We start from the raw sequence: 12,554 nt of genomic DNA, 5'->3' as shown, positions 1-12,554 counted from the left end.
ACTGAATGAAAAGAGGTAAAGATGGTTGAGTTTATAGTCATGAGTGTTATAGAAATTTCAGTAGTCATTGCATCTCTTATGATTTCTATTAAGTACTTTCATAAAAACAAACGACATAAAAGGTTATGGCAATCTATTAGAAACAAGTTTGCCTTCATTAAGCCTATGGTTATCTGGTTTATATCTTTCTTTATCATCTATATGATTGTCAACCTAACTACTATAGTTGTATTCGGTGAGGGCTTAATAAAAGAAATTATTGAAAACGCTTGTATGGGGATATTATTAAGTTTAATACCTGACTTGAAGATCTATGATAAAAAAGAGTCGTAAAGTAAAAAGCTATCACTTTCGTGATAGCTCATCTATATTTTCTGGGAAATATTTTATGCCCCATTTTTCAAGGGTATTTAAAGCTGGTACAAGTTCTTGGCCTTTATCGGTTAGAGAAAATTCAACTCTAGGTGGTACTTCAGGGAAAACTTCTTTTTTGATAAGGCCATCTTCTTGAAGTTGCTTTAGATTATCATTTAAAACCTTATGGCTGATACCAGGTAGGTATCTCTGTAATTCTAAAAAACGTTTAGAGCCATCTATAAGGTGGCATAGGATAACTGCCTTCCATTTGCTTCTAATAAACTCCATGGCAAAATCTAAGTGGCAGATGTACTCTTTATTTTTGTATTTAAGCATTTTAACCTCTTTTCTATCCTTATTCTATCAATATCACAAGTGTCTTTCAAGACTAACCATTTGGTTAGATACCTTACTTAAAAGTGCATACTTGCATTATTTTTTGAATGATATATGATAGATAATGAAAAGGGAGGTAAGGATGAAAGTTATAGCATTTAATGGTAGCCCGAGGGCAAAAGGTAATACACATACAGCAATAGAGCTTGTAACAAAACCGCTAATTGCAAATGGTGTAGAGGTTGAAGAAATTCATGTTGGTAACAAGGTTATCAGGGGCTGTTTGGCATGTAATCAATGTGGTAAAAATAGAGATGAAAAATGTGTCATAGATGATGAGGTAAATGGTTGGATTCAAAAGATGAAAGAGGCAGATGGTATCATCATTGGTTCGCCAGTCCATTACTCAGGTATTGCAGGTACAATGAAGTCATTTTTGGATAGAGCCTTTTATGTAGGTGGCATGAATGGTGGTCTATTCAGACACAAGGTAGGTGCTTCTGTTGTGGCTGTTAGAAGATCTGGTGGTATGACAACATTTAATGCACTTAACCACTACTTAAACTACTGTGAAATGTTGATGCCAACATCAATGTATTGGAATGTTATTCATGGTACAAAGCCTGGTGATGCTCATGAAGATCACGAAGGTGTTCAATTGATGGAAACTTTAGGTGAAAACTTTATGTATATGTTAAAGCTTAGAGAGACTGAGGTTCAAGGTCCTGATCCTAAGAGAAAGGTATACACCAATTTTATCAGATAGACTCTTTTGAGTCTTTTGATTTTTTTTTGATAAAACATTATATAATGGACATGGAGGTGGATGATGTTTTCCTTGTTAAAAGATGTTTTAAAGTTGGATAGAGAAATAGTTGGTGTGACACTTTGTATGAATAAAGAGGACTATCTAGTCTCTGGTGTAAAAGAGCTTAAAGAAAAAATGTCCTACTGCAACATGGTCAAGTATGGGACTAAAGGTAAGGCTTTTAAAGCAAGACTTGATCACTTCTTTTGTGGTGGTTCACAAAGGGCTCTTGGTATGAGGCCTCTTGAAGACAATGTTATGACCGGTGAAGAATACTATTCTTATAAGATGTATGAATCTTTACAAGTTGCCAAATCGGTTCAAGAAGAAGTAACCTATTTACCAAATGGTACTTATGGTGTGATTGTAGAACCTTTAAAGGATGCTAGAAAGCCTGATATCGTGATAATGATTCTTAATCCCTACCAAGCTATGAGACTTACCCAGGCTTATGCCTTTTCTAATGGTGTTGCAAAGAATATTAAATTCACGGGCAATCAAGGTATTTGCTCAGAATGTACAGCTGTCCCATATATCAATCAAGATATGAATGTATCTTTACTATGTGCCAATACGCGCTTTTCTGCAAAGTGGCAAGATCATGAAATGGCTGTAGGTCTTCCTTATCAAATGTTTGAGGACCTTGTTACAGGTCTGGTTAAGACTCTAAATGCCAGTGAACCTGATAAAAGAAAAGTTGAAATGATGGATTTAAAGGATAAGTATGGTTTAGATATTTCTCTAAAAACATCCTACTATAAGAGCTCTAAAAGATAACTACTACATATGTGGTAGTTTTTGTTGTTAAAAGCATGTAAATTTGGGTCTATTATTATTTGAACCTTGATTACTATGGGTATAATAGTAATATCATGTTACAATGGGATGAAGAGAATCGAGGTAATAATGGTAACTAAAATAGAAATTTTAAAAGTATTAAGAGAAGACGTAACAAAACCAATTTTTGATTTTGATTTGTTTAAATTGATGGAATTAGATAAAAAAGACAGTGATGAGTTTTTAGAAATGCTTGATGAACTAGAAGCTGAAGGTAAAGTATTAAAAACTAAGAAAGATAAGTATGGCATTCCAGAAAGATTTGGTCTGGTATCAGGTAAGGTTCAAGTAACCAAAAAAGGTTTTGCCTTTTTATTATCAGAAGAAGCTGGTGTATCGGATACATTTATTCCTGCAGCTGAGCTTAATACAGCAATGAATGGAGATACAGTCCTTGTAAAGCTTACCAAGCAACCAGAAGACAATAGGCGTGGTGAAGGTAAAGTTGAACGTGTGATCAAGCGTGCTTATGATACAATCGTCGGTACTTTTGAAGCCAGTAAAGATTATGGTTTTGTTGTTGCTGATGATAAGAAGATGGGGAGGGACTTCTACATCGGGAAAAAAGACACCAAGGGTGCTGAGTCTGGTGACAAGGTTGTTGTAAAAATAATTAAGTATTCGGAACAGAATAGAAATCCGGAAGGAAAAATCATAGATATACTTGGTAAAGCAGGAACGCACGAAGCAGAGATCCAGTCTATTATTAAGATGCACGGTTTACCAGAGGCATTTCCTAAGAAAGTACTGCGTCAGGCTGATAGAATTGATACAAGTATCAGCCAGGAAGAGATTGATAGGAGAAAAGACTTTAGAAATGATTTGGTAGTAACCATTGATGGTGCTGATGCAAAAGACTTAGATGATGCGATTTCCATTTCTAAGTTGGATAACGGTCACTATGAACTGGGTGTCCATATTGCGGATGTTACCCACTATGTACAGGAACGTTCAAAGCTTGACGTTGAAGCCTTAAAGAGAGGTACTTCTGTCTATTTAGTAGATAGAGTTATTCCCATGCTTCCAAAAGTATTGTCAAATGGTATTTGCTCATTGAATCCTCATGAAGATAGACTTACCATGTCTATTGTTATGGAAATCAATGAACATGGGAAGGTGATCAACCAACAGATTTATGAGTCAATCATCAACTCCAATGAACGATTAACTTATACAGATGTATCGGATATTTTAGAAGACAATTTAGAAGGGAAAGACTTAAGTAAATATGATTACTTAAATGAGACCTTTATTTATATGAGAGACTTGGCTGCTATTTTAAGAAAAAGCCGTGAAATGCGTGGTATGATTGACTTTAATTTCCCAGAAGCTAAGGTAGTTACGGATGAGGAAGGTCTTGTTACAGATATTGTTATCAGAGAAAGTAGAGTTTCTAATAAGATTATTGAGGAGTTTATGCTTAAGGCAAATGAGACCATAGCAGAATATATGTATTGGTTGGAACTGCCTTTTGTATACAGAGTCCATGAGAATCCGACGGAAGAAAAAATTGCTGAGTTTAACAAGCTCATTCATAACTTCGGTTATACCATTAAAGGTAATCTTGAAGAAATACATCCAAGGGAAATCCAGAAGCTTTTAAATCAAGTTGAGGGTAAAAAAGAAGAAGCCCTGATTAATAAGATGATGCTTAGATCACTTAAGCAGGCCAAGTATTCACCATTTAATGATGGTCACTTTGGTCTAGCTGCCCAGTATTATTGTCACTTTACATCACCGATTAGAAGATATCCAGACCTTCAGATTCATAGGATCATCAAGGAGTCTTTAAATGGTACAATTGATAAGGGGAGAACTGACGAACTTGATGTTATTGTTGCCAATGCTGCTGAACAGGCTTCCAAACAAGAACGTATTGCTGAAAAAGCCGAACGTGACACTGTAGATCTAAAGATGGCTGAATATATGTCTAACTATGTCGGTGAAGAGTATGACGGCATCATTTCATCATTAACTTCATTTGGTATCTTTGTTCAGCTTGAAAATACCATTGAAGGCTTAGTTAGAATGGTGGATTTAGTAGACGACTACTACATCTTTGACGAGGCAAATATGTTATACATTGGTGAGCATACAAGAAAGACTTATCATATTGGTGATGAGCTGAGAATTAGAGTAGAAAATGTATCCATAAAAGATCGTGAGATTGACTTTACGATTCTTGAGAAAAAGGAGTAATATGTACAAAATGATAGCTTGTGATCTAGATGGCACACTTCTAGATTCCAATCATGAAATCACAGATGACAACAGACAGATCATCGACAAGCTGAAGGAAAAAGACATCCCATTTGTCATAGCGACGGGTAGAATTTATCCATCAGCAGCAGAGTTTTCTAAAGACTTAAATCTATCCACACCCATTATAGCTTGTAATGGTGCTGTGATTAAAGACCCAGTTGAGGACAAGATTCTATTTGATTATCCTGTACCAACAGAATCCATGCTTGAGTTGGTAAGAATATGTAAGAAGCATGATATCTATTTTCATATCTATACCATAGATACTGTCTATGCTGAAAGAAATGAAAGGCTTATCTTAAAGTACAATGAGTGGAAGAAAAAAGATCCTATGAGATCTCTTGTTAAGACTGCTGTTGTAGAGGATATTGTTCCAATCATTGAAGCCAATATAGTTTATAAATTAGGCATTTATGTGGATGAAGAAGGTGCCCAGGAAGCTTATGAGGAAATGGTAAAAGTACCAGGCATCACATCATGTTTTTCTTTAACAACTCTTGTTGATATCTTTAACGAGGAAGCTTCTAAGGGAATAGCTGTACAGGCTTTAATTGACATGTATGGCCTAAATAAAGACCAAGTAATGGCGCTTGGTGATAACGAAAATGATATTTCTATGCTTAAGCATGCTGGTCTTGGCATTGCTATGAAGGATGCAAGAGACCATGTGAAAAGTGCTGCAGATGAAGTGACTGAAAGTAATGATGACAGCGGTGTTGCAGTGGCCATAAAAAAACATCTTGCCATTTAATTAAAAGTAAATTACACCTGCCTTAGCTAGTTGACGCAGGTGTTTTTTTTTGGTAAACTCAGTAGGTACTAAAGGAGCAGTTATGGAAAAACTCATTGCTAATAATAAAAAAGCAAGGCATGAATTTTTTATAGATGAAGTACTTGAAGCGGGTATCGTTTTAAAGGGTACTGAAGTTAAGTCTATTAGAATGGGACGTGCCAATATAAAAGAATCATATGCAGTTATTAATGGTGGTGAAGTTTTTATTCAAGGAATGAACATTACGCCTTATGAAATGGGTAATCGTTACAATCCTGATCCTCTTAGAACGAGGAAACTGTTACTTCATAAAAGAGAAATTGACAAGTTGATTTCTTTAACCACTAGAAAAGGTTATACACTGGTACCCCTAAGACTTTATATCAATGATAAAGGTCTTGTAAAACTTGAAATTGGTGTTGCAAGAGGTAAGAAAATGCATGATAAAAGACATGATCTTGCCAAGAAAGATGCCAATAGGGATATACAAAGAGCACTTAGGGATAAACAACGTTATTAATGTGGATAATATGTGAAAAACATGTTAGTAACTGTTGATAAGTTGATAAGTATGTTAGTAAGTCAAAAAAATGTGCATTACTATACTACTTGTTGTATAAAAAACAGTGGATAAGTATTCAAAAACCTCCAGTTATCCACAAAGTATGTGAATAACATATGGATAACTGTTAATAAACACTGAATATCTTGTGAAAAACTACTTGTGGACAAGTTTCGCATGTGGATATTATACAAGGGGATGTACAGGTTTCGACAGGGGTTTAGAATTTATATAAGCGAGCCGTGTTTCTTTTTCCTGGGGTACACGTTAAAGAACTGGGAAACTAAATATAAACGCTAAAAATAATAACTTAGCTATCGCAGCGTAATTGCCGCGACCCACTCCTAGATAGCCTTTCTCTATTGCCGCGCTAGGACTGGTCATTTCTGCAATAGACGAAACTAATGGGTGTCATGACATTAGGGGGTATTTATCGTGACTGGTTTGTTATTTCGTTGGTTTAGAGACCTGGTAACAAATAAGATTTGAATCTAAACTGCGCTCGGAGAAAGTATTTAGGACAGGCTTTTGGACATGGGTTCAATTCCCATCATCTCCACCAAAGAAAAGACCATCATTTGATGGTTTTTTTATTTGCAATTTAAAATATGGTTTGCTTTGATTACATGACTTAATATGTCTAAATACAGGTATTTTTAATAAGTCATTAGAAAGTTGAAGACGTAAATTTTGTTTTGATGCAGCATGTTGACAATGTTTATTTTTATGTGAAAAGTGTATAAATTAAATAGAGAGGAGGTATTGATGAACATACGAAAAAAAATTGGTATATCATTGGTCCTTCTTTCTTTGATTACAGGGATTATGATGCTTGGGGTGACCAATGTGATTGCTAGGCGTATATTGATTATACGAAGTGAATCATTTATGACTTCTATATTGTCTCAGAATGCTCAAAATCTTAACTTGCACATTGGTGCTGTAAAGAAGGTAACAGATTCTTTGTATGATGATATTAATCTTACTTACAATGACAATGATGATGCTGAGTATATGGATATATACTTGGAAAAAATCGACTCTATGGTGAAGATAGCAGCGGAATTGTCACCTTCAAAGTCTGCCTATGTTGTGTTTCAAGATACTCATGATTATGTTTGGTACTCGGATTTTAACTTCACAGGTAGCCCTGAGAGATATTATCCTGATAATGATGATAAGCTTTTGCAGATAAGAGATATGCTTGAGCCACAGTGGATTACGGATTTTTCAACTAGGACCATTTCTTACAGAAGACCCGTCATAAGAGATTCAGAAACTGTCGCTTTAATCGGCAATAATTTAAACTTTACTCTGATTGAATCCCAGCTTAACCTGGTTAGATACCTCAGTTCAGGCTACTTGTATCTTGTTGATGAAAATGGTCAAGTCGTCTATCATCCAAAGAGAAATACAAATCCAGTCCAGATTGACAAAATGACTGAAGATGGCATAATTGAAAACAATGAGTCAGTATCAGCCCTTTACAGGTTGGATAATGATTTATACTTGGTTCTTACCATCAATATTGATGAGATATATGAAGGCTTGAATTTACTGGCTATTGCCACAACGGTCATTGTTTTTGCTTCTATTGTCTTTATCATCGTATACAGTGTGTATGTATCAAAACTCATTGGTGAACCCTATGTCTATCTTGCAAATCAAATAAACAAAGTAGGACATGGTAACTATGACATAGACTTGGAACAAACATATTTTGAACGAAGCGACGAAGTTGGCACTTTGACTAGAGCACTGGCTTCCATGATTGAAAAACAGCAAGAAAGCTTTGAGAAAATAAGAACTTACAATCTCAACTTAGAACAGCTTGTAGCTGAACGAACAGAAGAGCTACAAGAATCAAATGCCTTGCTTGAGGAATCGGTTGAGGAAGTTCAAGCACAAAAAAGTTCTTTGGAAGATGCAAATCGAAAGTTGATGTTGTCCTTAGAGGAAATAGAAAATACGCGTAAGCAATTGATTGAATCAGAAAAATTAGTTTCAACAAGGTATTTAGCCATTGGGATTGCTCATAATTTAAATACACCGATTGGGAATATTATCTCTTTGATCAGTTATATGGAAACAAAAGTAAATGAACTTAAAGATAAGGTGGAAAACAAAGAGTTGTCAAAGTCTTATTTAAATGATTATATTTCTGCTTACCAACAATCCATAGATAATATACAATTAAGTCTATCTGCCAGTAAGGCTCTGATTGATCGATTACTGGATCTATCCATGATCAATACGACACATTACTTAACTGATTTTAATGTGATTGAGGCCATTATAAGACAATATGAAGTTAAAAAATCCAATATGAAAATAGAAAACACTTCATTGAAAGTTCTTGAGGGTGACCATCAACTGATTAAAGGCAATTACGATGCCTTTAATCAGTTGATGGCTGAGCTGATTGAAAACTCATTTGTTCACTTTCAGAACGAAGAGGAGTTGGTTATTACAGTTGCCTTTTACAGAGATCAAGCAGAGGCAAACTGCTTTATACTGGAATATGAGGACAACGGACCGGGTGTCTCTGATGAAAAAATCGAAGAGATATACACACCTCTCTTTACAAGTAAACTGAGTCAAAGGCATGGATTAGGTTTGTCCATGGTATTCAATTTAGTGACTCAGCAATTTAAGGGAAAGATTGAAGTAAACTCAGAGGCTGGTTTGAAGTTTAGAATTCTTTTGTATGAGGAGGGATAGGATGAAGAAATTTGTGATATTCATTTTAGTAATCTTCCTGGTATCGTGTGTTTCAACAGAGGAAGATGTTACATCTAAACAAGTACTTAACTTTATGTTACCAAGTGAACCAAGTGAGCTGGATCCTAATTTGATTTCAGAAACTTATGCTGCAGCCATTATAACCAATACCTATGAAGGTTTGGTTTTATTGGCCGAGGATGGTTCAGTAGCACCTGGTGCTGCTGAAAGTTGGAAAGTGAATGATGATAACAGTGAGTTTACCTTTTACCTGAGACAAAATGCAAAATGGAGTGATGGTTCTCCTGTGACAGCGGAAGATTTTAAGGACTCCTTTATCAGAGTTTTAGAGGAATCTGAAACTAATGGTGCTTTACTTGCAGGTTATGTACGAAATGGTATAGAGTATTTTGAGGGCAACTATGATCTTGAAGTTGGTATTGAGGTCGTCAATACTTATGAACTTAAAATTACCACATATGCACCAACACCCTTTTTCCTTGAAGTTTTAACTTACTCTGGATTTGTGCCTGTACCTCTTTCTATAAGAAATGGACAGGATTCATCTTGGATTACTAACAAAGGGTTAGCTATTTCAAATGGCCCATATATGGTAGCTGACTATAAGAAAGATGAGTATCTGACAGTAGAAAAAAATCCACATTATTGGGATGCAGAAAATATTAAACTAGATCAAATCAAATTCTTGTTTAGGGCTAATGATACAGATATTATGGCCATGTATACAAATGATGAAATTGATGGTATATATGAAATAACAGCCTCCGAATTAAGAATGATTCCCAATAGTGAAATTGACACATACTCAAATGTACTTGCAAGCACGGCCTATTTAACTTTTAACCATGACAGTGATATTTTCTCTAATAAAGACATGAGAGAGCTCTTGTCCATAGCCATTGATCGAGAGGGTGTTGTGGCTGAAGCCTTGTTAGGAGCAGGAATTGTTACTGAGTACTTTGTACCTTTTCAATACAATGTAGAAAAGGAGAGTTTTAGAGACTACACAGAGTTAGGCTCGGGACAAGAATTAGAAAAGGCAAAGAAATTGCTGCAATCTGCAGTTGATAGTGGTACATACGATGGTAGGCCTATTAAATGGTATTATATGTTAAATGGACCGGATACAGATACCACAGAGTATATGATCAAGCAACTTGAAAGAGACTTAGAGCTTTCTTTTGAACTCTATCAATTACCGTGGGCTGAACTCTATGAAGTTGCAGTAGGGGGCGATTATGATATCTTGACCATTGGCTGGTCAGCAGATTATCCTCATCCTATGACTTTCTTATCCACTTTTGGAAGTAATGGTATCATATCTAAAATTACACGGTGGTATGATCCAACCTATGATGATATGATAGATGATTTCTTTTCAGGTGACTTTGAAGGTTCTATTCTAGACCATATGAAATCAATGGAAATTATGATCCTTGAAGACCATCATATTGCACCTGTATATTACCGAAAAGGTTTGTCTCTAATTGATAGAAATCTAAAAGGATGGTATAGAAATACATCATCTATGTTTAATTTCACGAGAGCATATTTTGAAGACAATTAAACTTAGCGTAGCAGAAAACTGCTACGCTTTATATTAAGCCCTGAATTCTACTCTTTTACTACTTATTTACGCCCATAGAGTAATTTATTTGAAAGATGGATTATCGTATGATTTAAGTAGAAAGGGGGAGTTGACTTATGAGAATAAGGCAAATTTGGATTATATTTTTAATTGGACTGGTTATGATTGCCTGTTCACAGTCAGAAGTGCCCGGGGGTCAGTTTATTGAATTTCAAGATCCATTTCTAAAAGAAGCTCTTTTATTAAAGTGTACCAGTGAGAACTATGAGTTTAGAGAGTCCTATCTTGATATTAACAGGGATGGTGAGATTTCCTATGAAGAGGCAGCTTCAGTTGAGTTTTTAAGTATTGTTCAGGGAAATATAGAAAAGCTTGATGGCCTTGAACATTTTGTTAATCTAAGAGTATTGAAAATATCGAGTAATCGAGTCAGTGATTTAAGACCATTGGCAAGTTTGACTAAACTAGAGAAAATTGATGTGTTTGATAATGAACTAGAAGATTTAAGAGGATTAGAGAATCTTGTTAATCTAAAAGTACTAGGTTTAGAAGGCAATCATCTGAACAACCTTGATGAAATCAAGGATTTGAAGGAGATAAGAGATTTAGATGTATGCAGTAATGGTATTGAAGATATTTCTGCTGTAAGTAACTTTGAGAAGATAGAATATTTCTGTATATTAGGCAACAATGTCACGGATTTGAGTGCGCTTGAAAACCTAGAGAATATCACATCTCTGAATTTAAGTCTAGGACCTGTAAAGGATTTAACATCTCTTAAAAACCTGACATCATTGGAAACTTTGTTCTTATGGGACTGTCATGTAGAAGACTTATCACCTTTAGAAGGGCTGGTTAATTTAAGACGGTTGGGTATTGATGAAAATAGGATTTCTGATATCAGTTCATTGGCGTATCTTGAAAAGTTAGAGGAGCTAACAGCTGGATTTAATGAAATCGAAGATATTTCTGCCATAAAATTTTTGAATGGTTTAAAGGTAATTGATTTTGAGAATAATAATATTATAGAAATAGATGCGCTTGAGAAGATGACAAATTTAGAAGAGTTGAATTTAAGAATGAATGATATTGAGGATGTTAAGCCGCTGGTAAACCTAAATCAGTTGGTGTGGGTTAATCTAGGCGGTAATAAAATAAAAAACATCCATCTACTTGAGAAACTAGAAAACACACGTATCTATATGCAGTAGGGAGGTTACCATGTATCTAATAGCATTAATTGTAACGCTTATTATTATGATGTTGGCTGTATTTGGTTCAGGATTGTTTTATGTATTTGATAGCTTGTCGTTGATTGTTGTATTTGGTGTATCTATAGCCCTCTTGCTTGTAACAGGCTTATGGAGAGACTTCAAGCGCTCTGTAAGAATTATGTTTATCAAGAAAAATCCATACAATCTCCATGAACTCTACAGGGCAAAGCTTTCTGTAACAGCCTTTCAGGCCTTGCTTTTAACCAGCGGTTTGTATGGTACTGTGCTTGGCTTAATCGCACTATTACAAGGTAATCAAAGACCCAATATCTTTTTACCATCTGTTTCAGTCTCTCTAATTACGCTTTTTTACAGCTTAACTGCAATCATCATATTGATGCCTATACGGTTTAAAATAAAATCTCTCATCATCGATCTAGAGCATAAGAATGATTAGTTGGTGATCTCATGAGAAAGTATATTATTAATGGGATCGTATTGGTAGGATTTCTTATAACGACTATGATCGTTGTTGATTTTGAGATTGTTAGGATATTTAACTTAAGAGTTCTACTTGCCATGGTACTAGGAACAACACTCCTAACTATTGCATCTTCTTGGAAAAGTCATGCAGATTTTAAAACACTTTTTGCCTATCAAGTTGTCATAACCAGTATATTTACAACAACCCTTTTATTCATTAAAGAGTTTTCAAGAACTTCAGCTGTTGATTTTTATTCACCTTTGCAACCCATTTTGTATGGTATTTTAATTTACTTAATTGGCTTTGTTTATTATGAGTTAACCCATAAACAAGCATCCAAACAGGTGGATGAACAAGTGCTTAGAAGTAAATATAACTTATCTGACCGAGAGATCATGATTGCCAGGGAGTTGTTAAAGGGAAAATCCAATGCTGAAATTGCAGGATGTCTTTTTATAGCGGAATCAACCGTAAAGAAGCATATTCAACATATTTATAAGAAAACTGAAGTGACTTCTAGAGGAGAATTTAAAAAGATATTTCATGAGTGAGCTCTAGGGTTCACTATTTTTTTGCATCTAAAAATACTGAG

At 35.1% G+C, this 12,554-nt stretch carries 12 protein-coding genes and 1 other RNA gene; 12 read left to right on the top strand and 1 reads right to left on the bottom strand.

All coding sequences use genetic code 11. The annotated features are described in order from the left end of the window. Positions 1–21 precede the first annotated feature (21 nt). Entirely contained in the window at positions 22–333 is a 312-nt protein-coding gene (locus EZV73_RS16260) for a hypothetical protein (RefSeq protein ID WP_240841462.1), read from the top strand. 12 nt (positions 334–345) lie between these two features. Here EZV73_RS16260 and EZV73_RS16255 read toward each other — a convergent pair whose 3' ends face one another. After that, a complete protein-coding gene (locus EZV73_RS16255) occupies positions 346–693 on the bottom strand; it encodes a helix-turn-helix domain-containing protein (RefSeq protein WP_240841461.1) in 348 nt (115 codons plus the stop codon). Between the two features lie 142 nt (positions 694–835). On the opposite strand from EZV73_RS16255, the gene EZV73_RS16250 reads away from it, so the two are divergent. The 11 genes from EZV73_RS16250 (at position 836) to EZV73_RS16200 (ending at position 12,513) form a co-directional block, all read left to right on the top strand. Beyond that, positions 836–1,459: a flavodoxin family protein gene (locus EZV73_RS16250; RefSeq protein WP_240841460.1), complete on the top strand. Its 624-nt coding sequence runs from the start codon at positions 836–838 to the stop codon at positions 1,457–1,459. Positions 1,460–1,522: 63 nt separating this feature from the next. Beyond that, entirely contained in the window at positions 1,523–2,278 is a 756-nt protein-coding gene (locus EZV73_RS16245) for a DUF169 domain-containing protein (protein WP_240841459.1), read from the top strand. Positions 2,279–2,407: 129 nt separating this feature from the next. Next, positions 2,408–4,537: a ribonuclease R gene (gene rnr / locus EZV73_RS16240; protein WP_240841458.1), complete on the top strand. Its 2,130-nt coding sequence runs from the start codon at positions 2,408–2,410 to the stop codon at positions 4,535–4,537. 1 nt (position 4,538) lies between these two features. Beyond that, the gene (locus EZV73_RS16235) at positions 4,539–5,351 is read left to right on the top strand and encodes an HAD family hydrolase (protein WP_240841457.1); all 813 of its coding nucleotides are present in this window, start codon (positions 4,539–4,541) and stop codon (positions 5,349–5,351) included. An 82-nt stretch (positions 5,352–5,433) separates the two neighbouring features. After that, on the top strand, positions 5,434–5,892 hold the full coding sequence (gene smpB, locus EZV73_RS16230; protein ID WP_240841456.1) for an SsrA-binding protein SmpB: 459 nt from the start codon (positions 5,434–5,436) through the stop codon (positions 5,890–5,892). A gap of 236 nt (positions 5,893–6,128) precedes the next feature. Continuing rightward, positions 6,129–6,496, top strand: a transfer-messenger RNA (tmRNA) gene (ssrA, locus tag EZV73_RS16225). Positions 6,497–6,699: 203 nt separating this feature from the next. Continuing rightward, a complete protein-coding gene (locus EZV73_RS16220; RefSeq protein WP_240841455.1) occupies positions 6,700–8,655 on the top strand; it encodes a sensor histidine kinase in 1,956 nt (651 codons plus the stop codon). A 1-nt stretch (position 8,656) separates the two neighbouring features. Then, positions 8,657–10,243, top strand: a complete 1,587-nt coding sequence (locus tag EZV73_RS16215; protein WP_240841454.1) for a peptide ABC transporter substrate-binding protein — start codon at positions 8,657–8,659, stop codon at positions 10,241–10,243. A 137-nt stretch (positions 10,244–10,380) separates the two neighbouring features. Then, a complete protein-coding gene (locus tag EZV73_RS16210; RefSeq protein ID WP_240841453.1) occupies positions 10,381–11,475 on the top strand; it encodes a leucine-rich repeat domain-containing protein in 1,095 nt (364 codons plus the stop codon). Between the two features lie 10 nt (positions 11,476–11,485). After that, positions 11,486–11,935, top strand: a complete 450-nt coding sequence (locus EZV73_RS16205) for a hypothetical protein (RefSeq protein WP_240841452.1) — start codon at positions 11,486–11,488, stop codon at positions 11,933–11,935. An 11-nt stretch (positions 11,936–11,946) separates the two neighbouring features. Beyond that, positions 11,947–12,513, top strand: a complete 567-nt coding sequence (locus EZV73_RS16200; protein WP_240841451.1) for a response regulator transcription factor — start codon at positions 11,947–11,949, stop codon at positions 12,511–12,513. The last annotated feature ends 41 nt before the right edge of the window (positions 12,514–12,554 follow it).

It is taken from the genome of Acidaminobacter sp. JC074 (assembly GCF_022496765.1).
Taxonomy (GTDB): Bacteria; Bacillota; Clostridia; order Peptostreptococcales; family Acidaminobacteraceae; genus JABXKX01.
The sequence above is the reverse complement of the archived record's forward strand: the minus strand, read 5'-3'. Positions and strand labels throughout refer to the sequence as shown.

Excerpts from the sequence above, each read along its gene's own strand:
- EZV73_RS16245 (WP_240841459.1), top strand. The coding sequence starts at position 1,523 with ATGTTTTCCTTGTTAAAAGATGTTTTAAAGTTGGATAGAGAAATAGTT.
- EZV73_RS16220 (WP_240841455.1), top strand. The coding sequence starts at position 6,700 with ATGAACATACGAAAAAAAATTGGTATATCATTGGTCCTTCTTTCTTTG.
- EZV73_RS16200 (WP_240841451.1), top strand. The coding sequence starts at position 11,947 with ATGAGAAAGTATATTATTAATGGGATCGTATTGGTAGGATTTCTTATA.
- EZV73_RS16250 (WP_240841460.1), top strand. The coding sequence starts at position 836 with ATGAAAGTTATAGCATTTAATGGTAGCCCGAGGGCAAAAGGTAATACA.
- rnr (WP_240841458.1), top strand. The coding sequence starts at position 2,408 with ATGGTAACTAAAATAGAAATTTTAAAAGTATTAAGAGAAGACGTAACA.
- EZV73_RS16215 (WP_240841454.1), top strand. The coding sequence starts at position 8,657 with ATGAAGAAATTTGTGATATTCATTTTAGTAATCTTCCTGGTATCGTGT.
- EZV73_RS16260 (WP_240841462.1), top strand. The coding sequence starts at position 22 with ATGGTTGAGTTTATAGTCATGAGTGTTATAGAAATTTCAGTAGTCATT.
- EZV73_RS16255 (WP_240841461.1), bottom strand. The coding sequence starts at position 693 with ATGCTTAAATACAAAAATAAAGAGTACATCTGCCACTTAGATTTTGCC.
- smpB (WP_240841456.1), top strand. The coding sequence starts at position 5,434 with ATGGAAAAACTCATTGCTAATAATAAAAAAGCAAGGCATGAATTTTTT.
- EZV73_RS16210 (WP_240841453.1), top strand. The coding sequence starts at position 10,381 with ATGAGAATAAGGCAAATTTGGATTATATTTTTAATTGGACTGGTTATG.
- EZV73_RS16205 (WP_240841452.1), top strand. The coding sequence starts at position 11,486 with ATGTATCTAATAGCATTAATTGTAACGCTTATTATTATGATGTTGGCT.
- EZV73_RS16235 (WP_240841457.1), top strand. The coding sequence starts at position 4,539 with ATGTACAAAATGATAGCTTGTGATCTAGATGGCACACTTCTAGATTCC.